We start from the raw sequence: 25,213 nt of genomic DNA, 5'->3' as shown, positions 1-25,213 counted from the left end.
GCGACTAGGCGCGGAGGGGGGGCTTATGATAATCCGATTATTCTTCCTTCGGACGCTGAAGAATACCTCCGATCGCGCTGGCCAAAGTCCAAGCGACAAGCGTTGAAGCAGAAGTGGTCATTCAGCGAAATGATCAAGCAGCTTGATCAATGGGTAAAGCCGCATTTCAAAATTGACATCTTTTCCAATTTTATTCACTCCTACGGGATCAGCAGCCACCTTATCCACGCTGACGAATCGGGCATGGGTGTGGTTTCCAACCGCAAAGCCAAACCTGAAAACGAGCAGAGTATGATGGAGACCGCACACCTCAATAAGCTTCTAGACCTAGCCCTCACCTCCTCAATGCTGACCACGATTGGCTTGGCTGTCGTCACGAATAACCGCGTCGAAGAGGCAGTCGAATTGGTCAATAAATATGTAAGTTTACAGTCTCGTGAAGATCCTGCCGTGGTCGCATTGATGGAAAAATGGGCACTCAAGCGAGAGGAGCTGAACAGCCTGGATCGGGTCAATCTAGGAGTGCCGGAGCAGACATGAAATCTGCTGAACATTCAATTCCCATCATGCTGTGTCAGTTCAGGCTAGAAGCTACTGACCGGTGCGCACTCGAATCTAGTGTGGCAGCAACCCGCCTAATGACGGCTGCGTAGTGACATACTGGGTGGCGGGGGAGCCGATCAATTGTCCCATGCACTTTCCGCAAGTAGCGAACGCAATTTTTGCTGCTATTCATTATTGCCATTCAATGCTTATAGGACACCAGCGATGTCAGGAATGAAAGAATATCTCATGGACCTCTGCGAAGAGCGCGACAAAGTCCTATCCACAATCGGGGACGGCGAGTGTGACAGCTACTCTGAACTTTTTTTCGGATACGGCAGTTTGACTCCGCCGTCCGCCGAATTTGCCAAATATTTTCCCCACTGCGGCGACTATATCCTGCTAATAATCCAGCTTGACAATGTCATGACGGTCGCGAGACACAACGGCGACCACAACTTCAAGCGTATCGTTTGGAGTATGGCCTATTCGCACGCAGTCACGCTGCTAGAAGCTTTTATCAGCCAGTCGCTCGTTGCCTTGGCGAAGCAATACAACATATTTGTGACCCGGATTACCCAGCACTATGACCCCATCACCACCATCAAAAAAGAAGGCTGGAGGAAGGTCTTGGAATCACCGGGCGGGATACCTGGCCTCGTGATCGACGGACTGGCCAACGATGTATTTCACAATCTGAAAACAGTCAAGAACCTATTTTGGCTTATGTTTGACGACGCCGGCAAAGGTATTGATATCAGCCCATTGGAACCGGTGATTAACCGACGCCATGACATTGTCCATCGCAATGGAGCCTCCATGACAGGGGAAATCGTCAATATCGAATTTTCTCAACTTGACCAAGATGTTGCACTGATCAAGGCATTTGCAAACGACCTAAAAGAAAGGATGACCGCCGGCGTCGTGGCAGCTACTTTCCGAGGGTGAAGCGATGAGCTTCGGCGGATTGCATCAGAGGTCACCCCGTAAATCAGCCATCCAGTTGAAATAAGGTTTCGATTAGAGCATCACCGAAATCGGCTGTATGGCCCAACCTCATGTCAGTAGCCCGCGCCCGCCGAACATGTCTTTCAGCGGCTGCGGACCTGCGTAGCTCAATTGCCTGCCGTAGCCGAAATTACGGCCATCGCGTCTACCCACCAATGCCATGTCGATCACCTCATCTGCCGTTCTCCGATCCTCGCCCCACGTCATCCCGCCAAGAATGCTGAGTGTTATCAGGGATCAAGGCCCCTGCGACCTGTGGGGAATGTCCTCTACGCGGGACTAGCGGCTCCTTACAACCGGGAGCAAGGGCATCTCATGATCTGGCCTCCTTAACACCGTTACCGGTGGGCGGGTGGAGGCAGTGCTGGCTGACGAAACCAGCGCCTGAAGATCCTGAGCCGGGTGAACGCAGCAATGCGATGATCGGGGCATGCCTGACTGTCAGTCAGGTGCAGTCCATTCCTTGGTCTGCGGCACCATCATCTGCATGGCTGTTGCTGGTGACATCGGCGTTTGTCACGCCGATTGTCACGAGGGGGAATGCCGCAAAGCCTTGTGCGATCAGGGCTGCAGCAGTGGTAGAAGTGCCCGTCTCTTTCCAGAAGAAAGAGACGGGCACAGGTTGGCGCAATATTTCGGCCAAGCGGATAGGTTGCTGCAGGGCAGCGAGGTACGGTGTATCTGGCGCACGAGCGCTATGTGTGTAAGAGCATCCATCACATGGGTAGTGACCGGGCGAGCTGCCGGATGCGAATCGCCCTTGGGGAGAACCTCCGCCAGAGCGGCGTGACCTTTAAGGTTCGGGTCACCTGGGGTGCTGTCATCGACAGCGCTTGCAACTCCCGGTCTACGCCTGTGGACAATGTTCGTCAAGTAGAGCAATTTCAGGGATTTGGCGCTTGTGGATAAAACTATCCCCCGGTGGACATCAGTGGTTTTCCACAGACGTACGCTGTGCCAGCAGTTTTTTCTTAGGTATGGTCCTTTCAAACGGGGCGGCTTTGCAGCCCCGTTTGAAAGGACCCGCGCGGAGGAGCTTCATGCGGTGCTGTGGGTAACTTCCACAGCGAGTTGAGGTGGTGGTGCGGCGGGTTACTCGGTCCTCTTGGCACTGCGAAGGCGCGTGACGTTCTCGCCCGTCTGCTTGGCAAACTCATGCGGCGTTACATGGTCCTCGCGGTTAGCCTCCAGAAACCGGCTCCACCAGGTCATGATCATCCGGCGTTCTTCGAGGAACTCGGCCTTGTGGGTATAAGCGGCCCGTACGTTGTTGCGTTCCTTGTGACTCATCTGCCGCTCGATAGCCGTCTCCGACCACAACCCGGACTCGACCAGCGCACTGCACGCCATGGCCCGGAACCCGTGGCCGCAGATATCCACCTTGGTGTCGTAGCCCATCGTCCTGAGCGCGGCATTCACCGTGTTCTCGGACATCGGTTTCCACGGCTTGGCATCCCCCGCGAACACCAGCTCGAACTTGCCGGTGATCGCGTGGATCTGCTCAAGCAAGGCCACTGCCTGCGGCGATAAGGGTACAACGTGAATATCCCCGGCCATCTTCGTACCTCTTGTGGAAAACGGCACTCCGTCCAGCGCCGAGCGGGTGTCGGGGATCTCCCAGATTCCGCGCTTGAGGTCGAACTCATTCCAACGGGCGAAGCGCAGTTCACTGGAGCGTACGAATACATGCAACGACAGCATCACCGTGAGGCGCGTGAGCGGGCGACCTCTGTAATCCTCAATGCATGCCAGTAACTCTGGCAGCCGCGATAAGGGTAGTGCGGGTCTGTGAGTTACCCGTGGTGTCTTGATCGAGCCATCGAGGTCGTGAGCCGGGTTCGCTGTGATCAGCCGCAGCCGTTTGGCTTCACGCATGATGCTTTGCAGGTAGTTCTTGATCCTGAGCGCCACGTCGATGGTGCCGCGCTTCGTCACGGCTTCCAGTGGCTGCATGAGGTCGTGGGTGTCCAACTCAACGATTGCTCTGGCACCGATCAAAGGGAATACGTGAGTTTTCAATCGGCTGAGCACTGTCTTGGCGTGGCCGGGCGCCCACTTGGGCACCATGCTGGCGTGCCAGTCGAGCGCAACGCTTTCGAAGGTCCGGCCGTTGATCACGGCCTGAGTCTTGGTTTGTTGTTTGTACTGGATGGGATCTATGCCGTTAGCGAGCTGCTGCTTGATCTCGAAGCGCTTGCGGCGTGCATCGCCTAGCCCGACCACCGGATAGCTGCCGAGGGCGGTCAGGCCTTCGCGGCCATCCGGTTTCACGTACCTGAGCCGCCAGCCTTTGCGGCCGTTGGGTTGCACAAGCAGGTAAAGACCGTCGCCGTCGAAGAGCTTGTACTCGCGCTCTCTGGGCTTTGCCGTGCGACAGGTGGTGTCTGTAAGCGGGGCAGTGGTGCGGGCCATAAGGGTAGTCTCCGATATCGAAACGGACCTCTATCCTTAAAACTACCCTTATTAGCGCTGGCTACCCCCGGAATCCGACGGAACGCCAAAACGAAAAAACCCGCCAGAAGGCGGGTTTTTCGGGGGTTCCAGAGATTTTGAAAGCTTTCTGTGGAACCTTGAATGGTGCCGGCACCAGGAATCGAACCCGGGACCTACTGATTACAAGTCAGTTGCTCTACCATCTGAGCTATACCGGCAATGGGGCGTCATTATAACGATCGGTTGGCGCCTGTAAACCACTTCCTTGCGAAAGCGTAAAAATAGCCTAAGTCACCGGCCGTGAAGGATATTTTCTTACCAGCCGCGGTGGAGGGTGGTGACGCTTGGCTCGGTCTTGCCCGGATTGAAGAACAGCTTGTCGTTGTCGCAACCACGCTTGCGGCAGGGGCTCTCGGCGCGCAAGGGCAGGCCGTTATCACCGCCTAGCTGCATGCCGGGGGTGTTCCAGTCCAGGCCATTGTGCTCCGCAGGCTGGTGGCCACTCATGCAGCCGGTAAGCGTCACCGTCAAACTCACAAGGGCGAAGAGGGAGGTGGTGATGTGGGACACGTTTGAGGAATCCATTCTTGATTTCATAAAGCAGTTTTAAAAGGGATGAGCGCCACGCAACGACGCGCTCATCCGTGTCAGGTATCGTTGTGTTCCAACAAATCGCCCGGTTGGCAGGCGAGCGCTCGACAGAGCCTGTCCAAGGTTTCCAGCTTGATGCCTTTGACCTTGCCGTTCTTCAGCAGCGACAGGTTAGCCTCGGTAATGCCAATGATTTCCGCCAGATCTTTGGAACGGATCTTGTTCCTGGCCATGACAACATCCAGGCGGATAACTATCGGCATATGCAGTGATTCATGTGGGGCGTCCAGTGCTCACTATCCGGTACAGGGCACTTGTAAGGGTGCTCTGGTTTGGGGGTCAGATTTTTCGCAGGCGGATGCGGATGATACACCTATCCACGGGCGATGGACGCGTCGGTCGTCAAGCTTGCTTTGCTTACCAGTCACGATGCATGGCACGGCCATCGGGTTCGGGCCGGCCAGGGTCGAAGATCAGCCGATGGTTGTCACATCCCCTTCGTTTGCACGGCTTCCGATGCGCTGCCGGTTTTTGCCTGACCACTTCCACCCAGGGTTCCTCCCTTTCGGGATAGGACGGTGGCGTCGAGCAGGCACTGAGGGTAACGAGAAAAACGCAGCCGGCGAATTCCTTGCATTTCATGGTGGTTCCCCCGGATCAATAGGCGTTCGTTACGCGTTCGACTTGACCGCCACAGCCAACGTAGCAGTCGTTGAAACCCTGTCTGCAGCTGGAGCCTTCGCTCATGAATGCGTCGCCCCCCCAAAACTGTGTGGGGGCCGGGCAGTAAAAGCGCGCGTCTTTCTTGGTTCTGCCTGCCCGGCAGTATTGATAGGCGCGATGCTCCGACTCATAGCGGGCTCGCTCGCTGCGCGCCTGCTCGGCAGACAGCTGTTTGCAGTGCTTGAGTTCGGTCGAGCATGCCCGCACGCAGGCCAGCCCGGCTTCGCTGGCGGGTGCAACGTAGCGGTACGAGTACCCAGGGCCACAGCCTGCGATCAAGACAAAAAAAAGCATGACCGTGCTGAGCCGGCCGGCAAGACGTGTCGGCTTTGCCCAGACTTGGCGCAGGGTTTCAGACATAACACTTGTTCTCGTCCTGGATGGACTTGGCATTGCGCATTACCGATGCGAAGGCGCACAACAGCAGCCCCATGGCGATCTGCGACAAAGCTGCGGAAGAGAGGTCCAGGCCCAGGTTGGCCCCGCCGTTACCGGATGGCAGGTCCCAGCTCAAGGCCAGACTCTGCAGCAAACCAGCCAGCGATTTGATCAGCGGCATGCACAGGCAGAGGATGCCGATGCTCCGCAGCCAGCGGATGTTCAGGTCGGTCCAGGCGTGGGAGGGCTGCAGGTTTTTGAACAGCAGGCCGGTGAAGAACAGTGGCGCTGCAGCAGTCAGGGCGATCAGACAATCGAGCCCGATTACTGTAACCATGACCAGTTTTGATGGCATGTAGTGGGTGACGCCAAGCATTGGCATGCTTGCAGCGTTATCGGCGAGAAGGGCGTCCAGCATGGCAGGGTACTCAAGGCCCCAAAGCAGCCCTGGGGTGGCAAGTTCGATAGCAGCTACCACCCAGGCAAGGGATATAGCGCAGATTGCTATCAAGGGGCGGGGAGTTTCGGATGGTTGAATGGTCGAAGTCATGTGGCGCGCGTCCGTGATTAGGTAGAGCGCGCATTTAACATCATTATCGTAATTAGATAATAAATTTCTGTGTTTCGGTTTTTTTCATGGGGCTCGTTTTTTGCTGTGCTTTATCCACTGCCGATGGGGCATCACGTCAGCCAGCAGGCTACACGCAGCCATCGGCGCGGCAGACCCAGGGGCCGCTCGTGCCTAGTCGAATTTTTGTTTATGCACAACAGGCATTTTTTCCTTGCGCGAAAGGCATGCCGCTTCCCCATACCGCCGGTCTTTGCGCAAACACCTGTTTTTGCTGGGCTTGAGGCAGATGCCGGAATAAGCCAGGCGCTTGAAATAGCGCCTGGCTGCATCCATTCATCACAAGCTTGTTCACAGACTTATCCACAGGTTGTGCTGCGGTTAAGGGGCGCGCTCGGCCAGCAGCAGCAGGTTGCGTGGGGTGAGCGGGTAATCGCAGAAAGTGCCCAAACGCACGTCGTAGCCCTGTTCTTCGAGGAACAGGGCGCGATCGAGCACCAGCCACAGTTCCAGCGGGCGGCGGAACAGGTTGCGCAGGCGTTCGAGGTTGCGCACCTCGGCCAGGCGCTGCCAGCCGGCGGCCTCCAGCGCGGCCCAGTCCGGCTTACCGCGTAACGCCACACCGCGCAGGTCGGCCAGCTCACGGCAATACTGCTCGAAAGGCTTGTCCAGCCAGGCGACTGGCAGGGAAGGGGTGGGCAGGTATTCATCGCACTGGCGCTGTTCGCGCTGCAGCAGGTCGAAGCCCAGGCGCCGGGCCATGGAGCAGTCGCGTTGATGGCGCACGCGGGCGCTGGCGGTTACGGCTTCGTTCAGCGGCAGGCCCAGGTCGATCATGCTCAGCTGTAGTGGGGATTTCTGCGCGGCTGTGGATAACGGCTGATAGTGCTCGCCGGGGATGCGGTTGTAGCAGCAAGGGGCAACGGCCAGGTGGCGGCAGCCGTACTGGCTGGCCTGGCGCAGCAGGTGCACGTGCAGTTCGCCACAGGCGTGCAGGGCGACCACGCTTTTCTCGTGGTTCAGGTGCTGGGTGCTGCTGGCAGCCATCACATCCTGGTGGACGTGGGTCGCGGGCAGGTGATGGTGGTCGCTCAGGGTCTGGCCGGCGGCCACCAGCTCGGGATTGTATTCCAGGCATGTCAGCTGCTGGCCGGGTTGCAGCAGGCGGCGGCCGAGGTGGCCTTTGCCGGAGCACCAGTCGAGCCAGTGACGGGTGTGTTCGCGAAAGCCCAAGCGGCGGCTGAAGGCTTCGATCTGCTGCCATTTACGGCCGGGGACGTTGACGTCCAGGCGGTGGCCGGCGGTGGGCAGGCCGGTGTCGGGGAGCTCGCCTAGGGCCGACAGTTGCTCGGCTTGCGCCGCCAGTTGCGGGAATGGGGCGGGCAGGCCTTGTGGGTTGGTGTCGGCTTCGGCGTCGGCCAGGGTGCACTGGCGCAGGTGGGCGGCGAGTTCGGGGTATTTGCTTTCCCAGTCCAGGTGCAGGGCGGTGAAGGGCCGGGGTTTCCACAGCGGTTGGTGCTCGGTCAGGAACTGGTCGAGGGCCTGGAAGCGGTCGTTCAGGTGGTGGCTGTGGAGGTAGGTGGACATGGGGCGGGGCTTGAGGTGTGTGGTGGTTTTGAGGGCCTCTTCGCGGGCACGCCCGCTCCCACAGGTATAGCGCCAACCTCAAGAATGGCGCAGTACCTGTGGGAGCGGGCGTGCCCGCGAAGACGGCAGTGAGAGTTTCAACGACCCTGGCAGGCGTCCACGCGCAACCAGCGCTCCAGCAGTTTGAAGCCTTGCACCAGCACGAACGAGATCACCAGGTAGAACACCCCGGCAGCGAAGAAGATCTCTACCGGCAGGTAGGTCCGGGCAATGATGGTACGGGCCATGCCGGTCAGTTCCAGCAGGGTCACGGTACTGGCCAGGGCACTGGCCTTGAGCATCAGGATCACTTCGTTGCTGTAGGCCGGCAGGCCGATGCGCGAGGCTCGTGGCAGCATGATGTAGAACAGCGTCTTGCCCCGCGACATGCCTAGTGCCCGTGCGGCTTCGATTTCACCCTTGGGGATCGACTGCAGCGCACCGCGCAGAATCTCGGCGATGTAGGCGGCGGTGTGCAGGGTCATGGTCAGCACCGTGCACCAGAACGGATCGCGCAGGTACGGCCACAGGCTGCTCGAGCGCACTGCGTCGAACTGCGCCAGGCCGTAGTACACCAGGAACAGCTGCACCAGCAGCGGCGTGCCGCGGAAGAAGAAGATGTAGCTGAACGGCACGGCGCGCACGTACCAGTGGCGCGAGGAGCGGGCGATGCCCAGCGGGATGGCCAGGATCAGCCCGGCAACCACGGCGATGGCCACCAGCTCCAGGGTCAGGGTCGCGCCCTGGGCCAGGCGCGGCAGCCACTTGATGATGACTTCCCAATTCATTATTCAGCCCTCGCAAAGCCGCGAGCGGCGCGTTTTTCCATGAAGTGCATGCCGGTCATGGCGATGATCGTGAGGCTCAGATAGATACAGGCGGCGACCATGTAGAAGGTGAACGGCTCCTTGGTCACGGTCACGCCGATCTGCGCGTGGCGCATGATTTCTTCCAGGCCGATCACCGACACCAGCGCGGTGTCCTTCATCAGGATCATGAACAGGTTGCCCAGGCCCGGCAGGGCGATGCGCCACATCTGTGGCAGGATGATCCGCGACAGGATACGGCCCTTGGACAGGCCCAGTGCCAGGCCGGCCTCACGGTGGCCCTTGGGAATCGCCAGGATCGCGCCGCGAAACACTTCGGTGGCATAGGCGCCGAAGCACAGGCCCAGGGCGATGACACCGGCGGCGAACGCGCTCAGCTCGAGGCCTGGCATGTTCAGGGCTTCGCCGAGGCTGTTCATCAGGCCGACGGTGCCGAAGTAGATGAGCAGAACCCAGAGCAACTCGGGCACGCCGCGCACCAGGGTCGAGTAGAAACCGCCAAGCCATTGGAGCGGCTTGATCGTGGAAGTCTTGGCCAGGGCGCCGAGCAGGCCCAGGACCAGCCCCAGCAACAGGGCGCAGAGCGCCAGTTTTACGGTCATCAGGGTGCCAGCCATCATGGCCGGACCGAATCCGTGCAGGTCGATATTCATGGGCAGGTCATTCTAGGGACCTGCGCGCCCCGGGGCGCGCAGGTCGGAGCGGATCATTCGATGCTGAATGGGAAGTACTTGTCGTTGATCTTCTTGTACGTACCGTCAGCCTTGATTTCTGCCAGGGCTTTGTTCAGATCGTCGCGCAGCTTGGTATCACCCTTGCGCACGGCAATGCCGATCTTGTCGCTGTCCATCACCGGTTCGCCCTTGAACTCGTAGTCCATGCCGTCCTTGCTTTGCAGCCACTCGTACTGCACGTACTTGTCGGCAAGGATGCCATCGATACGGCCGGAAACCAGGTCGAGGTAGGCGTTTTCCTGGGTGTCGTAGAGCTTGACGTTGACATCCGGGAAGTTGTCTTCAAGGTAGGTGCCTGCCAGCGTGGCGCGCTGGGTGCCGATGGTCTTGCCCTTGAGCGAAGCCTTGTCGGTCTTGAAGTCGGCTTTCTTCGGCGCGATGAACTGCAGCTTGTTGGAGTAGTACGGGTCGGTGAAGTCGACGGCCTGCTTGCGCTCGTCGGTGATCGACAGCGACGACACCAGGAAGTCGAACTTCTTGGCGTTCAGGGCCGGGATGATGCCGTCCCAGTCGGAGGTGACCACCGAGCACTCGACCTTCATCTTGGCGCACAGGGCGTCGCCGATTTCCTTGTCGAAGCCGACGACGTTACCGCTGGCATCCTTGTTGTTGAACGGTGGGTAGGCGGCTTCGATACCCATGCGCAGTTTTTCCGCGGCCATGGCGTTTGCCGACATCACCAGGGTGGCAGCGGCTGCCAGGAGGAACTTCTTGTAAATGTGCATGTATTGCTCCGTTAGCGGTGGCTGGACATGAATTGCTTGCAACGCGCCGAGGTCGGGTTCTCGAAGACCTGCTGCGGCGATCCTTGCTCTTCAACCAGGCCCTGGTGCAGGAAGACGACTTCACTGGACACCTGGCGGGCAAAGTTCATCTCGTGCGTCACCAGCAGCATGGTACGGCCTTCTTCGGCCAGTGCGCGGATAACGTTAAGCACTTCCTGGACCATTTCCGGATCGAGCGCCGAGGTCGGCTCGTCGAACAGGATGACCTTGGGCTTCATGGCCAGGGTGCGGGCGATGGCAGCGCGTTGTTGCTGGCCACCGGAAAGTTGGGCGGGGTAGCTGTGGCGCTTGTCGTGGATGCCGACCTTGTTCAACAGCGCTTCGGCGGCTTCGATGGCTTCGGCCTTGCTCTGGCCGAGCACGCGACGCGGCGCTTCGATGATGTTGTCGAGGATCGACATGTGCGGCCACAGGTTGAAGTTCTGGAAGACGAAGCCGATCTCGCTGCGCAGGCGGTTGATCTGGCGATTGTCGGCGGCGATCAGGTCACCGTTCTTTGCGGCCTTGAGCTTGAGGCTCTCGCCGGCGACGAGGATTTCACCCTGGTGGGGGTTTTCCAACAGGTTGATGCAGCGCAGCAGGGTGGACTTGCCGGAGCCGGACGACCCCAGGATGGAGATCACGTCACCGTCGCGCGCGGTCAGCGAAATGCCCTTGAGAATTTCCTGCTCGCCGTAGCGTTTGTGCAGATTGCGGATTTCCAGCGCGGGCGTGGCCTGGGCCATGTGCGGTCCTCATGTGATCGGGTGCGTTCCCAGCTGTTGGCGGCCTTCCTGGCGAGCGCCACGCTAGCATAGCGGCAATAGACGGCCAACAGGGTCGCAGGGGGCTCAAGGCGTTGCCGGGGCAGTTTGTCGCATCGTTGCAGTGCAACGTCGCGCAGATGTCCGCAAAGGGTCTCGCCCAGCGCCGTAGCCTTGATGAAAAAAGGCGCGATGGTGCCAGTTTTGGCCGGCACTGGGAAGCGCTTTTAGACCATTCGCGGGTCTGGCCCGTTGCTGCGGGTGCGACCGTAGCCTGTTGAAGTTGGTGGGGAGGGTTGTACCTTCTGGTTGCACTTTTGTGCATTGCACTGGTGCAAAGGTGTTACCGGGGAGCACCTTTGGTGCGATTGTAAGTGGGTATTTCCGTAATCCAGACTTGGCATGGAGATTTGGCGTCCTTTCGGTCAAAGATTGGCCGAATGCCCTGCAAGCCGCGTATTTGATAGGCTGGCACATCCACCTGACGAACGTTTTGCGCACATGGCGCGGTTATTGCCAGTAGGAAACCGCCGATTGCAGCGATGCCTAGGTCAACCCCAGGTACGCTCTGTTAACGCAATCGGAGTGGTCCACTCCTTACAAAGGTAGTTTCAATGAGCGGTAACAATTCCAATGACCTCGCTCAGGGGCTCAAACAACGGCATGTCACCATGCTGTCCATTGCTGGCGTTATCGGCGCCGGTCTGTTCGTGGGTTCCGGCCACGCTATCGCAGCGGCCGGCCCGGCCGTACTGCTGGCCTATGCCGCCGCGGGTACCTTGGTCGTACTGGTAATGCGCATGCTCGGTGAAATGGCGATTGCCTCGCCGGATACCGGTTCGTTCTCTACTTATGCCGACCGCGCCATTGGCCGCTGGGCCGGTTTCACCATCGGCTGGTTGTACTGGTGGTTCTGGGTGCTGGTGATTCCGCTGGAAGCCAACGCCGCTGCGGCCATTCTTCACGCCTGGTTCCCGTCGGTGGACCTGTGGGCCTTCTCGCTTCTTATTACCTTGGCGCTGACCCTGACCAACCTGTGCAGCGTGAAGAACTACGGTGAGTTCGAGTTCTGGTTCGCCCTGCTCAAGGTACTGGCGATCATCGGCTTCATCGTCGTTGGCTGCATCGCCATGTTTGGCTTCGTGCCAAGCAGCCAGGTGAGCGGCGCTTCGCACCTGTTCGATACCCAGGGCTTCATGCCTAACGGCCTGGGCGCGGTGCTGGCGGCCATGCTGACCACCATGTTCTCGTTCATGGGTACCGAAATCGTCACCATCGCTGCAGCCGAATCGAAAGACCCGGGCAAGCAGATCAGCCGCGCTACCAACTCGGTGATCTGGCGTATCTGCCTGTTCTACCTGGTGTCGATCTTCCTCGTTGTTGCGCTGGTACCGTGGAACGACCCGGCCCTGGCAGAAGTCGGTTCCTACCAGACCGTGCTGAGCCGCATCGGTGTGCCGAACGCCAAGCTGATCGTCGACATCGTCGTACTGGTCGCCGTGACCAGCTGCCTGAACTCGGCGCTGTACACCTCGTCGCGCATGCTGTTCTCGCTGAGCAAGCGTGGCGACGCCCCGGCCATCGCCCAGCGCACCACCAAGGCGGCTACCCCGCATGTGGCCGTGCTGCTGTCGACCGCTGCCGCGTTCCTCTGCGTGTTCGCCAACTACGTGGCCCCGGCCCAGGTGTTCGAGTTCCTGCTGGCCAGCTCTGGCGCCATCGCGCTGCTGGTGTACCTGGTGATTGCCGTGTCGCAACTGCGCATGCGCAGCCAGCGTGAGGCACGTGGCGAGAAGATTGCCTTCAAGATGTGGCTGTTCCCGGGCCTGACCTGGGCGACCATCGCCTTCATCGTTGCCGTGCTGGCGGTGATGGCGCTGCGTGAGGACCACCGTGCCGAGATCATCGCGACTGCGCTGTTGAGCATTGGCGTGGTGGCGGCGGGCTTGCTGGTGCACCGCAAGCGTGAAGCTGCCGGGCGGGTGGCGCTGGATAACTGATCCGCGCTGCTTGAAATGAAAAGGCCGCATCCTCTGCAGGGTGCGGCCTTTTTTATTGCCTGTACCGGCCCTTTCGCGGGCACGCCCGCTCACAGGTAATGCACCGCTTTCGAAACCTGTGGTGCTCCTGTGGGAGCGGGCGTGCCCGCGAAGAGGGGGAACAGGTTACCAAGCCCGATCAGCCAAACTGCTTCTGTTGTTGCTGCTGCTTGGCCACCAGTTCGGAAGCGGCGATATAGGCTTCCTGGAACTCGTCACTCTCCAGCCAGGCCATGGTGGTGTCTTCGTCGGCGCCGTCGAGCCAGGTGCGGTAGGCGTTGAACACCAGCACGATGTAGTCGGTGGCGTGCTCTTCCTTGTGGCCCTTGAGTACCAGGGCCAGCAGCGGGTCGACCAGGAACACCGAGATCATTGCTACCAGGCTGGTTTCCTGGGCGGCTTTCATCTTCGCGAACAGCTCTTTGTAGCTGTCGGTCTCCATGGCCTTGTTGAACACCTGCTCGATGCTCGCGCTGTCACCGGCACTGGCCTTGACCGCCTGGCCGCTGCGCACCATGCGGTTCTGCTTGGCTTTGCTGGCGGCGCGCTTGGCGCGTTTCTGTTGCTTGGTTGGGGTGGCCATGGGTGAATCCTTGGGTGTCCGGAAATTGCGCGTATTGAAGCGCAGCGGCCGGGGTGATTCAACTGGTGGGCGCTGTCGGCTCGTCTCCCTCGAAACCGCGCGATGCGCGGCCGACCAACAGCTCATCGGGCGCATGAGCCACGCGGTGATCCTTCCCCGGATAATCCAGCGAATGCAGGAAGTGCCGGATACAGTTGATCCGTGCGCGTTTCTTGTCGTCCGACTTGATCACCGTCCACGGTGCATCGGCGGTATCGGTATGGAAGAACATCGCCTCCTTGGCTGCGGTGTAGTCTTCCCACTTGTCCAGCGACTTGATGTCGATGGGCGACAGCTTCCAGTGCTTGAGCGGGTCGTCCCGGCGCGAGATGAAGCGACGCAGCTGCTCTTCGCGGTTCACCGAGAACCAGTACTTGAACAGCAGGATGCCGCTGTTGCACAGCATTCGCTCCAGGTCCGGCGCCTGGCGCATGAACTCCAGATACTGCACCGGCGAGCAGAAGCCCATTACCTTCTCGACCCCGGCGCGGTTGTACCAGGAGCGGTCGAAGAAGACCATTTCACCCGCCGTGGGCAGGTGCTGGATGTAACGCTGGAAGTACCACTGCCCCAGTTCCTGCTCGGAAGGCTTCTCCAGCGCGACGATCCGGGCGCCTCGCGGGTTGAGGTGCTCCATGAAGCGTTTGATCGTGCCACCTTTGCCCGCTGCGTCACGCCCCTCGAACAGAATGACCACGCGCTGGCCGGTTTCCTTGACCCAGCTCTGGACCTTCAGTAGTTCGATCTGCAGCGCATGCTTGGCCTTCTCGTATTCCTGGCGGCGCAGGCGCGTGCGGTACGGATAGCTGGCTGGCAGCCGCACCGAGGTGCTGTCTTCATCGCTGCCCTTCGGTGCGCTGGCCACTTCCAGCGCGGCCGGGGCCTGGCTGACCTTCGTTATGGAGGGTTCAGGTTTACGTTGGCGAGGGCGGCGCGTGCGAGGTGCGGCAGGGGCGGGGGAAGAGGATTCGCCGGGGGCGGGGAGCAGGTGGGTAGCTTCTTCGCTCATGGAGGTCCTTGCGAGGTCGGGTCGAATGTCCGCCTGACATGCTAAGGGGGAGCGATGGATTGTCTTTTGATACTGGTCAAATGAGGTGGTCAGAATGAGCTGTGGGGGAGTGAAGGCGGATGAGGGGGAGGATAAGGAGGAATTGCCAAAGACAGTTAAGGTGTGCGGCTGCCCAGATTTTGAAGTGGCCGCGTGGTTCAAGCACACCAGCGGCCAGGAGTGGGGATCTCACGCAGATTTGGAGGCAGCCTCGAGCATCACTGCTTTCTGGCGTTTTGTAGCCTCGACGAGCACGGTGTTATACACGCGTTTCTTCTCGTCGGACTTGGCATTGCGAATGAATTCCGCGAAGGGGCTTTTTACCTTCTCGGGTGTGGACTTCAAGAGGCTCATGCTTCACTCCTTTGGGGGTTTTCAAGCGTCGCCTTCAGTTGCTCGCGGGTGTAACGCTCGGGAATGTGATAGTCAATTTTGTCAACGCCTGCCTTGTAAAGGCGGTTTGAGTTATCGATATGCTTCAACAGTAAGTCAACGTGGACGTCTTTGCCATACTCTAGCTTAAGGGTATTCACTACGTCACGAGCAGCGAAATACTGTTCGACGAAATGGTCGACCAAAATCCGTCGCCCTTCGGCTTGCTCTCGCGCTCTCACGAACTCCCACGCAAGCTGGGGGTTCTGGTAGACATATAGGATCTGAACGTAGCGCCCTTTCTGAAGTGAGCGATCAATGTTGCGCCGCGCTACGTCGAGGTTGGCCAGCGTCCCATCAAGCAAGAACGACTGATGCTGTTTCAGGGCGAAATCAAGGATCTTGTCTACGACGATGGACACCGCACCCTGAAACAGATAGGCGTTTCCTCCTTGGTAGTCGGCAAACTCATTACGTAGCTCGTCAGGATCAATCCGCAGGATTGGCTGATCCGAGAAAAGGTTAAGAAGCTCAATGGATGCTTCCGTCTTGCCTGCGCCGGGGGAGCCAGACATGAAAACCGATACAGGCTCCTGCTCTGCTGGGTAGCGATCTTTGCAGGTCAGCCTTCTGGCTATCGCTTTCTTGTTGGCTTTGGCAAACCCTATCGCACTGTCCCTTATGGCCAGCTCTTCTGCTGTGAAAACCATTTGGCTCTCCATCCCGAGCAATCCGCTTGGGTGAGAAGTCTTGGCCTGAGCAGTGGTGGAGTCCAGCGCCATGTCATAACGACATGTTGCGGCTTGGTCGTGCTCGGGTGGATAGGTATGGTGGGGTGAAAAATTTCAGGCAACAAAAAACCCGCACTAGGCGGGTTTCTTGTGTCGCTTCGGGTAACTTTGCAACCACCAGAAGCTTGAAGGTGGTGCCCAGAGACGGAGTCGAACCGCCGACACGAGGATTTTCAATCCTCTGCTCTACCGACTGAGCTATCTGGGCGACGAGGTGAATTAAATAGATTTTCTGACGGCCCGTCAACGACTTTTTGAAAAAATTTTAAATTAATTCCGTCGCTTACGTTTCATGGGGTCATTCGGAGGGTGGAACGTAGCCTTCCGCCTGGGCGTATTCCTCGCCAGCGAAGAACTTGTCCATCTCGCCCTGGAGGAACTTGCGGTCCTCGCCGTTCATCATGTTCAGGCGCTTTTCGTTGATCAGCATGGTCTGGTGTTTCTTCCAGTCTTCCCAGGCTTTCTCCGAGATGTGGTCGAAGATGTCCTGGCCCTTGGCACCGGGGTAGGGCGGGCGGGCCAGGCCTGGGAGTTCTTCTTTGTACTTGCGGCACATCACGGTGCGGGTCATCGGGCTTCTCCTGCTATCAGTTCGTCGGCCGCGCGTTTGAGCAGCTTCTTGACCGGGGCGGCGAGGCCCAGGCGCGGCGGGGTGGCGAGGTTATACCAGAGCCAGTCGGCCTCGACCACGTGCTGGCCGACCGGGTCGACACGTACCAGCCACGGCTCGATCGCCAGCTGGAAGTGGCTGAAGGTATGGGTCAGGCCGTCCAGTGCGCGGCTTTCGGCCAGGCGCAGACCGTGCTGGTAGGCAAGGTCGTCGAGCTGGGCGAGATCGTCCAGCTCCGGCAGGCTCCACAAGCCACCCCACAGGCCGCTGGATGGGCGGCGGTAAAGCAGAATGGCGCCTTCGTGGTTGGCCAGCAGCGGCATCAGCGTGCGCCGTTGCGGCAGTGCCTTGCGTGGCTTGGGCTCGGGGTAGCGGGTTTCTTCACCGTGCAGGTGCGCTTCGCAGCCGCGCTGCAACGGGCAGATCAGGCAGCTGGGCTTGCTGCGCGTGCACAGCGTCGCGCCCATGTCCATCATCGCCTGGGTGTAGTGGTTGGCGCGCTGCTGCGGCGTGAAGCGCTCGGCTGTGGCCCACAGCTGGTTGGCCACCTTGGGCTCGCCGGGGTAGCCGGCCTGGGCGGTGTAGCGGGCCAGCACACGCTTGACGTTGCCATCGAGAATCGGCGCGCGAATGCCCATGCTGATGCTGGCGATGGCACCGGCAGTGGAGCGGCCGATGCCGGGCAGCGCGGTAAGCTGCTCGACGCTACGCGGAAATTCGCCGCCATGCTGTTCGACCACGATCTTCGCGGCCTTCTGCAGGTTGCGCGCGCGCGTGTAGTAGCCAAGGCCGGTCCACAGGTGCAGCACTTCGTCCTCGGGCGCTGCAGCCAGGGCCTGCACGGTTGGCAGGGCCTGCATGAAGCGGTCGAAATAGTTGAGCACGGTGCTCACCTGGGTCTGCTGCAGCATGATTTCCGACACCCACACGCGGTATGGGTTGATGCCCTGTTGCCAGGGCAGGTCGTGGCGACCGTGCTGGTCGTACCAGTCCAGCACGGCGTTGGAGAACTGCGTGGGGGTCATCGCTTGAACAGCCCCTTGAGCGCGTCTTTCAGTTCTGGGCTCACTTTATCTCCGAGTTTTTCATCGATCTTGTCTTGCAGGCGGTTGCCGGCCAGCTTGGCCGCGACCTTGCCCAGGCCGTCCTGGTCCAGGCGGCAAGCCTTGGCGCCGATTTCCAGCGGGCCGCGGCAGCGCAGCGGCACTTCCACGCCCACGAAGCGTTCGTTGACCTGGCAGGCCGGGTCGGGCATGGCGCGCTGATCGCCTTCGACGATCACCCCGACGTTGTAGTCCATGCCCAGCACGCGCAGGTCGAGGTCGCCATGGCCGTTGACGGTCAGGCCAGGGATGCGTGCCTTGAGGTCCGGGTTGCTGGCCACGCCATTGCGAATCACCAGGCTGCCGCGTAGCTCTTCGAACGGAGTGTCCTTGCCACGTGGTTCGCCGCTCAACGTCTTGCGGTTAAGGGTGGCGATGGCCTGGCATAGTTGCTGTTCAAGGTTGGCATTGACCAGCACGCCATCGTTGATGGTGAAGTTTGCGCTGCCATTGAGGGTGTCGACCAGTGCCTTCTGGCTGTTACCGGTGGCCGTCAGATCACTGGTCAGGGTCAGCAGGCCTTTGACCGGCGGCGTCTGTTCCTTGCCTTCAGCTTTGATGAAGTGCTCGACCGGCACCCGGTTGATCCTGGTGTTGATGCCGAGCTGCGGCACGGCAGGGCGCACGTCGACGTTGCCCTTGGCTTCGAAGCTGCCGTTGTAGAGGCCGCCTCGCAGGGTTTGCAAGGTCAGCAGCCCGCCCTGGGCGGTGGCCTGCAACTGAGCGTCGCTGATTGGCAGCTTGTCCAGGGTCAGCGCACCGAAGGCCAGGTCAGCTTGCAGGTCGAGCACGCGCAGGCGGTCTACCGGCAACAGCTTGTCGTCGCTCCAGGCTACCTGGGTCGGGGCATTGGGCAGTGGCGAGCTGCCGGCACCGGCTACTGCGCTGGCTTCCTGCTGCTGGACCTCCGCCTGGCGTGCTGCAGTGGCGCCTTTGGCTTGCTCGCTCTTGGCCAGCAGGTAGCGATCGGCATCGAACCTGTCGCCTTTGAGCTGCAGGCGCAGGGCCTGCTTGGCGAAGTCATCGATGGCCACGCGGCCAGTGAAGGTGGTGTCGTCCAGTTTCACAGCCAGGTCGGCCAGGGTCAGGCTGGACGGCGTGCCTTGCAGGCGGGTCACCAGCTCCAGCTTGCCGAAGGCTGCCGGGTCGTTGGTGGCCGGCAGCGGATGGCCGATGCCGTCGAGGAAGGTGCGCAGGTTGAACTGGGCGATGGACAGGCCGCCGCTCAGTTGCGGGGCCTTGTCCAGGTCGCGCAGGTTCAGTTCGCCGAGGGCGCGCAGCTGGTTCGCCGAGACTTTCAGGCCGCTCCAGGAGGCCACGTTGGCACCCATGTCGACCAACAGCTGGCCCTGGGCGCCAAAGGTAACGGTCTTGCCAGCGGTAGGTTCGCCGGAGGTTTCGCCGGTCAGGCGCAGGTCTTCGAAGTTGTAGCGCTTGAGCTTGCGATCGAAGCGCAGCTCGCCGGCAAGCTCGGTGCGGGCCTTGATGGCCGGCTGGCTGGCGCCGAGGAAGGCGCTGGCTTTAAGGGCGATATTGGTGCCCTCGTGGACCGGGCCGGTGCTCAGCTGGATGCTTTCGGCGCTGTAGCTCTGGCCGCTCTTGGCATCGGTGTAGTAAACCCGGGCGTTGTTCACGGTCAGGCTGTCGATGTCGAGCTTCACCGCGCGCTCACTGCTGCTTTCAGCAGGCTTCGCCGGTTGCTCGGCAGGTGCCGGGGCCGGCGCACTGGCAGTGCCATCGGTGGTGGCCGGTAGCGGCTTGCCGATGTCCTCCCAGTTGCCGTGGCCGTTTTCGTCGCGTACCAAGGTCAGGTTGAGACCCTCGACGCGTACATCGCTCATCTGCACTTCGCGGCGCAGCAGTGGCAGCACGCGCACGGAGAGGCCGAGCATCTGCAGGTCGGCGAACGGCTCCTTGGGGTTGGCCAGCGTCGCGATACTGGCTTCGTGCAGCTCCAGGCCCAGCCAGGGGAACAGGCTCCAGCCGATGTCGCCGTTGAGGGTCAGCTCGACGTGCGCCTTGTCCCGCGCCAGTTGGCGGATCTCGTCTTTGTAGTCGTTGGGATCGAAGAGGTGGGTCAGGGCGAAGCCCAGCGCCACGATGATCAGCAGCAACCCGAGAAGCCCCAGTCCCAGGATTTTGCCGAACGCTTTCATGGGCGAGTCCTTGTAGTCCGTAGTGTGAATTCCGAACGGCTGAGTATAGCGCCGCAGGGGTGGGCTCTGCGTATTCGACTAGCGATGCAGGGCGAATCTGATGATTTTGGGGTTCGACAGTTGTGGTTTCGGCAGTTCCTTCTGTGCTGGATTCTTCGCGGGTTTGCCCGCTCCCACAGGTTCATCACAGGTTTTGAGACCTGTGCAGTACCTGTGGCAGCGGGCGAGCCCGCGAAGAGGCCGGTGCAGATAGCGCCGAAATACCGATTCAGCCGCGAGAAAAATAACGATATCAGATTGCTTTCATGTCATCTGCGAACTGGTACCCTTGTGCCGCTTCGCGGAACGGCCGCGACCCATTGTCGCGGGCCGTTACCCCCGGAAAGGCCAGTTCGCCCTGCGTGCGAGAACAAGAGCTTGGGCAGCATCCGCCAGCACTGTCTACCTACAAAAGGATCGAATCCATGAGCAGTACCATCACGGCAGAGGGGCTGGCCAGCGCGCCGAGCTTCCTGTCGAAGGAGCGCATCATCGCCCGCCCGGGCTTCAACCGCTGGCTGGTCCCGCCAGCTGCCTTGGCTATCCATCTGTGCATCGGCATGGCCTACGGCTTCTCGGTGTTCTGGCTGCCGCTGTCGCAAGCCATCGGCATCACCGCGCCTGTTGCCTGTTCGGCGGACATGGGCTTCATCGCCCGCATGTTCAGCGCTGAATGCGACTGGCCGATCTCGATGCTGAGCTGGATCTACACTCTGTTCTTCGTCTTCCTCGGCTGTTCGGCAGCGGTGCTGGGCGGCTGGCTGGAACATGCCGGTCCGCGCAAGGCTGGCCTGGTATCGGCCCTGTGCTGGTGTGGCGGCATGCTGATCTCGGCGATCGGCGTAAAGACCCACCAGCTGTGGCTGATGTGGTTGGGGTCCGGTGTGATCGGTGGGATTGGCTTGGGGTTGGGCTACATTTCACCGGTCTCGACCCTGATCAAGTGGTTCCCGGATAAACGCGGCATGGCCACCGGCATGGCGATCATGGGCTTCGGTGGTGGCGCCATGGTGGGTGCACCGCTGGCTACCGCGCTGATGGGCCATTTTGGCAATGCGCATGAGGTGGGCGTATGGCAGAGCTTCGTCGCCATGGCTGCAATCTACTTCGTGTTCATGACGGCTGGCGCCCTGGCGTACCGCGTTCCGCCAACCGGCTGGAAGCCTGAAGGCTGGAGCGCACCGGCGAAGAAGGCCGGCAATGGCATGGTCACCGACCGCCACGTGCACGTCAGCGTCGCCTGGAAAACCCCGCAGTTCGCCCTGGTGTGGCTGGTGCTGTGCCTGAACGTTTCGGCCGGTATCGGCATCCTCGGCATGGCTTCGCCGCTGCTGCAGGAAGTGTTTGCCGGCAAATTGCTGGGCAACGAGCTGAGCTTCAGCGAGCTGAATGCCGCGCAGCTGGCGCAGATCGCCGCCATTGCCGCCGGCTTCACCGGTCTGCTGAGCCTGTTCAACATCGGTGGTCGCTTCTTCTGGGCATCGTTCTCCGACTACATCGGCCGCAAGAACACCTACTTCGCCTTCTTCGCCCTGGGCGTCGGCCTCTACAGCCTGGTGCCGAACATGGGCCACCTGGGCAACGTGGCGCTGTTCGTGGCGGCGTTCTGCATCATTCTGTCGATGTACGGCGGTGGCTTCTCCACCGTGCCGGCCTACCTGGCCGACCTGTTCGGCACGCAGATGGTGGGGGCCATTCATGGTCGCCTGCTGACTGCCTGGGCGGCAGCAGGCGTGTTGGGCCCGGTGCTGATCACCTACCTGCGCGAATACCAGTTGGCGGCGGGCGTAGAGCGTGCAGCGGCCTACGACATGACCCTGTACATCCTCGCCGGCCTGCTGGTGCTGGGCTTTATCTGCAACATGCTGATCCGCCCGGTGGCCGACAAATACTTCATGACCGATGCCGAACTGGCCGCCGAGCGTGCGCTGAGCCACGACAAAGGTGCTGATGGTGCGCGTTCGCTGGAGTGGCATGCCTCGCCGGGTAGCTTGCCGCTGGTGCTGCTGGCCTGGGCTGTGGTGGTCGTGCCTTTGGCCTGGGGTGTGTGGATTACCCTGCAGAAGACCGCTGTACTGTTCCATTGATGTAACTGGCTGGGGGCGCTTTGCGCCCCTTTCGCGACACAAGGGTTTGCTGTCCCCTGTAGGAGTGGCCTTGTGTCGCGATGGGCTGCAAAGCAGCCCCAGTTACCCGGTTGTATAGACCTGTAGGGCCGTCCGGCCCCGCAATTGCTTGCCATGCCATATGTCATCCGCGTTTCAAGCGGGCGCGTTCTGGGCCTATAATGGAGCCCTTTTCGCCCAATGATTTTGCGGAGCTGGTGATGGTCGAACGTAAGGCTTCCGTCGAGCGCAATACCCTGGAAACCCAGGTCAAGTGCTCGATCAACCTCGATGGCAGTGGCAAGGCCCGATTCGATATCGGTGTGCCTTTCCTTGAACACATGCTGGACCAGATCGCCCGCCATGGGCTGATCGATCTGGATATCGAGTGCAAGGGTGACCTGCATATCGACGATCACCATACCGTCGAAGACGTCGGTATCACCCTGGGCATGGCATTCGCCCAGGCCATTGGCGACAAGAAAGGCATCTTCCGCTACGGCCATGCCTACGTGCCGCTGGACGAAGCGCTGTCGCGCGTGGTCATCGACTTCTCCGGCCGCCCAGGCCTGCAGATGCATGTGCCTTACACCCGTGCCACCGTTGGCGGCTTCGATGTCGACCTGTTCCAGGAGTTCTTCCAGGGCTTCGTCAACCACGCCCTGGTGACCCTGCACATCGACAACCTGCGGGGCCACAACACCCACCACCAGATCGAAACCGTATTCAAGGCTTTCGGCCGCGCCCTGCGCATGGCCGTGACCCTCGACGAGCGCATGGCTGGGCAGATGCCGTCCACCAAAGGGTGCCTGTAAATGCAGACGGTAGCCGTAATCGACTATGGCATGGGCAACCTGCACTCGGTGGCCAAGGCGCTTGAACACGTCGGCGCCGGCAAGGTGCTGGTCACCAGCGACGCTGCGGTGATCCGCGAGGCTGACCGCGTGGTGTTCCCGGGCGTGGGCGCGATCCGTGACTGCATGGCCGAAATCCGCCGCCTGGGCTTCGACAGCCTGGTCCGCGAAGTCAGCCAGGACCGCCCGTTCCTCGGCATCTGCGTCGGCATGCAGGCGCTGCTCGAGCATAGCGAAGAGAACGACGGTGTCGACTGCATCGGCCTGTTCCCTGGCCAGGTGCGCTTCTTTGGCAAGGATCTCAAAGAAGACGGCGAGCACCTGAAGGTGCCGCACATGGGTTGGAACGAAGTCAGCCAGTCGATCGACCACCCGCTGTGGCACGACATTCCCGACCGTGCGCGTTTCTACTTCGTGCACAGCTACTACATCAATGCCGGCAAGCCGGGCCAGGTGGTCGGCCGCGGCCACTATGGCGTCGACTTCGCCGCCGCGCTGGCAGACGGCTCGCGCTTTGCCGTGCAGTTCCACCCGGAAAAAAGCCATACCCATGGCCTGCAGCTGCTGCAGAACTTCGTCGCCTGGGACGGGCGCTGGTAAATGAGCCGTTCGAAGACCAAGGCCCCGATCATCACCCTGGCCCCCGAAGAGGAACGCGAGGCGCTCGACACGCTCAAGCGCTTTCTCGAAGACCGCTTCGAGCTGCAGCTCGGGTCGTTCGAGGTGGCCGAGGTCCTCGAGCTGTTCAGCAAAGAAATTGCACCCCATTACTACAACAGGGCGATTGCCGATGTTCAGCTGCACCTCAAGGAGCGGTTCGAGAGTATCGAAAGCGATCTGTGGGCACTCGAAAAGCCCTGAAACCCTAAGAAAAGACAGGTTCCCAAGATGCTGATTATCCCCGCTATCGATCTGAAGGACGGTGCCTGCGTGCGCCTGCGCCAGGGCCGCATGGAAGATTCCACGGTATTTTCCGACGACCCGGTGAGCATGGCTGCCAAGTGGGTCGAAGGTGGCTGCCGCCGCCTGCACCTGGTCGACCTCAACGGTGCCTTCGAAGGCCAGCCGGTCAACGGTGAAGTGGTCACCGCCATTGCCAAACGCTACCCGAACCTGCCGATCCAGATCGGCGGCGGCATCCGCTCGCTGGAAACCATCGAGCACTACGTCAAGGCCGGCGTCAGCTACGTCATCATCGGCACCAAGGCGGTCAAGCAGCCTGAGTTCGTCGCCGAAGCGTGCAAGGCCTTCCCGGGCAAGGTCATCGTTGGCCTGGATGCAAAGGACGGCTTCGTTGCCACCGACGGCTGGGCGGAAGTCAGCTCGGTACAGGTCATCGACCTGGCCAAGCGTTTCGAGGCCGATGGCGTCTCGGCGATCGTCTACACCGACATCGCCAAGGACGGCATGATGCAGGGCTGCAACGTGCCGTTCACCAAGGCACTGGCCGAAGCCACTTCGATCCCGGTGATCGCCTCGGGCGGTATCCACAACCTGGGTGACATCAAGGCCCTGCTGGACGCCAAGGCCCCGGGCATCATCGGCGCCATCACCGGCCGTGCCATCTACGAAGGCACCCTCGATGTCGCCGAGGCCCAGGCTTTTTGCGACAACTACCAAGGCTGAGGACTGAACCATGGCACTGGCCAAGCGCATCATCCCTTGCCTGGACGTGGACAACGGCCGGGTGGTCAAGGGCGTCAAGTTCGAGAACATCCGTGATGCCGGCGACCCGGTGGAAATCGCCCGCCGCTACAACGAGCAGGGTGCCGATGAAATCACCTTCCTCGACATCACGGCCAGCGTTGATGGCCGCGACACCACCCTGCATACCGTCGAGCGCATGGCCAGCCAGGTGTTCATCCCGCTGACCGTAGGCGGTGGCGTGCGTACCGTGCAGGACATCCGCAACCTGCTCAATGCCGGCGCCGACAAGGTTTCGATCAACACCGCCGCGGTGTTCAACCCGGAGTTCGTCGGCGAGGCAGCGGACCGTTTTGGTTCGCAGTGCATCGTCGTCGCCATCGACGCCAAGAAGGTGTCCGGGCCAGGTGAAGCGCCACGCTGGGAGATCTTTACCCACGGCGGGCGCAAGCCAACCGGGCTGGACGCGGTTGAATGGGCAAAGAAAATGGAAGGTCTGGGGGCCGGCGAGATCCTGCTGACCAGCATGGACCAGGACGGCATGAAGAATGGTTTCGACCTGGGTGTAACCCGCGCCATAAGCGATGCGCTGGGGATTCCGGTGATTGCTTCGGGTGGTGTGGGTAACCTGCAGCACCTGGCAGACGGGATTCTGGAAGGGCACGCCAGCGCGGTGCTGGCGGCCAGCATCTTCCACTTTGGCGAGTACACGGTGCCAGAGGCCAAGGCCTACATGGCTTCGCGCGGGATTGTCGTTCGCTGACAGTATGCTGGGAGGGCTTTGCCCTCCTTTCGCGACACAAGGCCGCTCCTACAGGGATACGCGTTCCCGTGTAGGAGCGGCCTTGTGTCGCGAAAGGGCCGCAACGCG

At 60.7% G+C, this 25,213-nt stretch carries 26 protein-coding genes, 2 tRNA genes and 1 pseudogene; 9 read left to right on the top strand and 20 right to left on the bottom strand.

The window, feature by feature from the left end:
* Together APH33_RS19460 and APH33_RS19455 are read left to right on the top strand one after the other, a co-directional pair.
* On the top strand, nucleotides 1-540 hold a 540-nt coding region (locus APH33_RS19460), incomplete at its 5' end, for a hypothetical protein (RefSeq protein ID WP_218187134.1).
* Between the two features lie 237 nt (nucleotides 541-777).
* Nucleotides 778-1,491, top strand: coding sequence for a hypothetical protein (locus APH33_RS19455; protein WP_156351996.1), 714 nt, complete (start codon nucleotides 778-780; stop codon nucleotides 1,489-1,491).
* Nucleotides 1,492-1,617: 126 nt separating this feature from the next.
* Here the strand turns inward: APH33_RS19455 and APH33_RS27765 are convergent.
* The 12 genes and pseudogenes from APH33_RS27765 to APH33_RS19400 all read right to left on the bottom strand — a co-directional run.
* Nucleotides 1,618-1,713: pseudogene (locus APH33_RS27765) on the bottom strand (integrase); the annotation flags it as partial.
* Nucleotides 1,714-2,643: 930 nt separating this feature from the next.
* Nucleotides 2,644-3,963 (bottom strand): integrase arm-type DNA-binding domain-containing protein, encoded by a 1,320-nt coding sequence (locus tag APH33_RS19450; RefSeq protein WP_054886722.1) that lies wholly within the window; start codon nucleotides 3,961-3,963, stop codon nucleotides 2,644-2,646.
* A 163-nt stretch (nucleotides 3,964-4,126) separates the two neighbouring features.
* Nucleotides 4,127-4,202: transfer RNA gene (locus APH33_RS19445), tRNA-Thr, on the bottom strand.
* Between the two features lie 97 nt (nucleotides 4,203-4,299).
* Nucleotides 4,300-4,491, bottom strand: a complete 192-nt coding sequence (locus APH33_RS19440) for a hypothetical protein (protein WP_249342260.1) — start codon at nucleotides 4,489-4,491, stop codon at nucleotides 4,300-4,302.
* 140 nt (nucleotides 4,492-4,631) lie between these two features.
* Nucleotides 4,632-4,838, bottom strand: a complete 207-nt coding sequence (locus tag APH33_RS19435; RefSeq protein WP_054886720.1) for a helix-turn-helix transcriptional regulator — start codon at nucleotides 4,836-4,838, stop codon at nucleotides 4,632-4,634.
* Nucleotides 4,839-5,232: 394 nt separating this feature from the next.
* Nucleotides 5,233-5,658: a hypothetical protein gene (locus APH33_RS19430; RefSeq protein ID WP_054886719.1), complete on the bottom strand. Its 426-nt coding sequence runs from the start codon at nucleotides 5,656-5,658 to the stop codon at nucleotides 5,233-5,235.
* Nucleotides 5,651-6,094 carry a DUF2975 domain-containing protein gene (locus APH33_RS19425; protein ID WP_054886718.1) on the bottom strand — a complete coding sequence of 148 codons (444 nt, stop codon included), beginning with the start codon at nucleotides 6,092-6,094 and terminating at the stop codon, nucleotides 5,651-5,653. Before APH33_RS19425 ends, APH33_RS19430 begins: the two co-directional genes overlap by 8 nt.
* A gap of 531 nt (nucleotides 6,095-6,625) precedes the next feature.
* Nucleotides 6,626-7,831, bottom strand: coding sequence for a methyltransferase (locus tag APH33_RS19420; RefSeq protein WP_054886717.1), 1,206 nt, complete (start codon nucleotides 7,829-7,831; stop codon nucleotides 6,626-6,628).
* Between the two features lie 137 nt (nucleotides 7,832-7,968).
* Nucleotides 7,969-8,658 (bottom strand): ABC transporter permease, encoded by a 690-nt coding sequence (locus APH33_RS19415; protein ID WP_054886716.1) that lies wholly within the window; start codon nucleotides 8,656-8,658, stop codon nucleotides 7,969-7,971.
* Nucleotides 8,658-9,350, bottom strand: a complete 693-nt coding sequence (locus APH33_RS19410; protein ID WP_054886715.1) for an ABC transporter permease — start codon at nucleotides 9,348-9,350, stop codon at nucleotides 8,658-8,660. Before APH33_RS19410 ends, APH33_RS19415 begins: the two co-directional genes overlap by 1 nt.
* 53 nt (nucleotides 9,351-9,403) lie before the next feature.
* On the bottom strand, nucleotides 9,404-10,156 hold the full coding sequence (locus APH33_RS19405; RefSeq protein ID WP_054886714.1) for an ABC transporter substrate-binding protein: 753 nt from the start codon (nucleotides 10,154-10,156) through the stop codon (nucleotides 9,404-9,406).
* 11 nt (nucleotides 10,157-10,167) lie between these two features.
* The gene (locus APH33_RS19400) at nucleotides 10,168-10,941 is read right to left on the bottom strand and encodes an ABC transporter ATP-binding protein (RefSeq protein WP_054886713.1); all 774 of its coding nucleotides are present in this window, start codon (nucleotides 10,939-10,941) and stop codon (nucleotides 10,168-10,170) included.
* A 632-nt stretch (nucleotides 10,942-11,573) separates the two neighbouring features.
* Here APH33_RS19400 and gabP point away from each other — a divergent pair.
* Nucleotides 11,574-12,959, top strand: coding sequence for a GABA permease (gabP, locus tag APH33_RS19395; protein ID WP_054886712.1), 1,386 nt, complete (start codon nucleotides 11,574-11,576; stop codon nucleotides 12,957-12,959).
* 178 nt (nucleotides 12,960-13,137) lie between these two features.
* On the opposite strand, the gene APH33_RS19390 is transcribed toward gabP, so the two are convergent.
* From APH33_RS19390 to APH33_RS19360, 8 genes are all read right to left on the bottom strand, one after another.
* On the bottom strand, nucleotides 13,138-13,581 hold the full coding sequence (locus tag APH33_RS19390) for a hypothetical protein (protein WP_054886711.1): 444 nt from the start codon (nucleotides 13,579-13,581) through the stop codon (nucleotides 13,138-13,140).
* Nucleotides 13,582-13,639: 58 nt separating this feature from the next.
* Nucleotides 13,640-14,629, bottom strand: a complete 990-nt coding sequence (gene ppk2 / locus APH33_RS19385; protein WP_054886710.1) for a polyphosphate kinase 2 — start codon at nucleotides 14,627-14,629, stop codon at nucleotides 13,640-13,642.
* Between the two features lie 228 nt (nucleotides 14,630-14,857).
* Nucleotides 14,858-15,022 carry a hypothetical protein gene (locus APH33_RS27475; protein ID WP_177332426.1) on the bottom strand — a complete coding sequence of 55 codons (165 nt, stop codon included), beginning with the start codon at nucleotides 15,020-15,022 and terminating at the stop codon, nucleotides 14,858-14,860.
* Nucleotides 15,019-15,750, bottom strand: a complete 732-nt coding sequence (locus tag APH33_RS19380; RefSeq protein WP_054886709.1) for a zeta toxin family protein — start codon at nucleotides 15,748-15,750, stop codon at nucleotides 15,019-15,021. Before APH33_RS19380 ends, APH33_RS27475 begins: the two co-directional genes overlap by 4 nt.
* A gap of 213 nt (nucleotides 15,751-15,963) precedes the next feature.
* A tRNA-Phe gene (locus tag APH33_RS19375) sits at nucleotides 15,964-16,039 on the bottom strand.
* A gap of 90 nt (nucleotides 16,040-16,129) precedes the next feature.
* Nucleotides 16,130-16,402, bottom strand: coding sequence for an oxidative damage protection protein (locus tag APH33_RS19370; RefSeq protein ID WP_027917574.1), 273 nt, complete (start codon nucleotides 16,400-16,402; stop codon nucleotides 16,130-16,132).
* On the bottom strand, nucleotides 16,399-17,466 hold the full coding sequence (gene mutY, locus APH33_RS19365; RefSeq protein WP_054886708.1) for an A/G-specific adenine glycosylase: 1,068 nt from the start codon (nucleotides 17,464-17,466) through the stop codon (nucleotides 16,399-16,401). Before mutY ends, APH33_RS19370 begins: the two co-directional genes overlap by 4 nt.
* Nucleotides 17,463-19,700, bottom strand: a complete 2,238-nt coding sequence (locus APH33_RS19360) for an AsmA family protein (RefSeq protein WP_054886707.1) — start codon at nucleotides 19,698-19,700, stop codon at nucleotides 17,463-17,465. Before APH33_RS19360 ends, mutY begins: the two co-directional genes overlap by 4 nt.
* 464 nt (nucleotides 19,701-20,164) lie before the next feature.
* On the opposite strand from APH33_RS19360, the gene APH33_RS19355 reads away from it, so the two are divergent.
* The 6 genes from APH33_RS19355 (at nucleotide 20,165) to hisF (ending at nucleotide 25,105) form a co-directional block, all read left to right on the top strand.
* The gene (locus APH33_RS19355) at nucleotides 20,165-21,826 is read left to right on the top strand and encodes an OFA family MFS transporter (RefSeq protein ID WP_054886706.1); all 1,662 of its coding nucleotides are present in this window, start codon (nucleotides 20,165-20,167) and stop codon (nucleotides 21,824-21,826) included.
* Nucleotides 21,827-22,065: 239 nt separating this feature from the next.
* On the top strand, nucleotides 22,066-22,659 hold the full coding sequence (gene hisB, locus APH33_RS19350; RefSeq protein ID WP_027917570.1) for an imidazoleglycerol-phosphate dehydratase HisB: 594 nt from the start codon (nucleotides 22,066-22,068) through the stop codon (nucleotides 22,657-22,659).
* Complete coding sequence (gene hisH, locus APH33_RS19345; RefSeq protein WP_054886705.1) at nucleotides 22,660-23,298, top strand: imidazole glycerol phosphate synthase subunit HisH; 639 nt, start codon at nucleotides 22,660-22,662, stop codon at nucleotides 23,296-23,298. It begins immediately after the preceding gene.
* The gene (locus APH33_RS19340; RefSeq protein WP_027917568.1) at nucleotides 23,299-23,559 is read left to right on the top strand and encodes a DUF2164 domain-containing protein; all 261 of its coding nucleotides are present in this window, start codon (nucleotides 23,299-23,301) and stop codon (nucleotides 23,557-23,559) included.
* A gap of 27 nt (nucleotides 23,560-23,586) precedes the next feature.
* Nucleotides 23,587-24,324: a 1-(5-phosphoribosyl)-5-[(5-phosphoribosylamino)methylideneamino]imidazole-4-carboxamide isomerase gene (gene hisA, locus APH33_RS19335; protein ID WP_023382794.1), complete on the top strand. Its 738-nt coding sequence runs from the start codon at nucleotides 23,587-23,589 to the stop codon at nucleotides 24,322-24,324.
* Nucleotides 24,325-24,334: 10 nt separating this feature from the next.
* On the top strand, nucleotides 24,335-25,105 hold the full coding sequence (hisF, locus tag APH33_RS19330) for an imidazole glycerol phosphate synthase subunit HisF (RefSeq protein WP_011536177.1): 771 nt from the start codon (nucleotides 24,335-24,337) through the stop codon (nucleotides 25,103-25,105).
* Nucleotides 25,106-25,213 lie beyond the last annotated feature (108 nt).

Source organism: Pseudomonas sp. NBRC 111130, assembly GCF_001320485.1.
Classification (GTDB): Bacteria; Pseudomonadota; Gammaproteobacteria; order Pseudomonadales; family Pseudomonadaceae; genus Aquipseudomonas; species Aquipseudomonas vlassakiae.
This window is presented reverse-complemented; position numbering and strand designations above follow the sequence as displayed.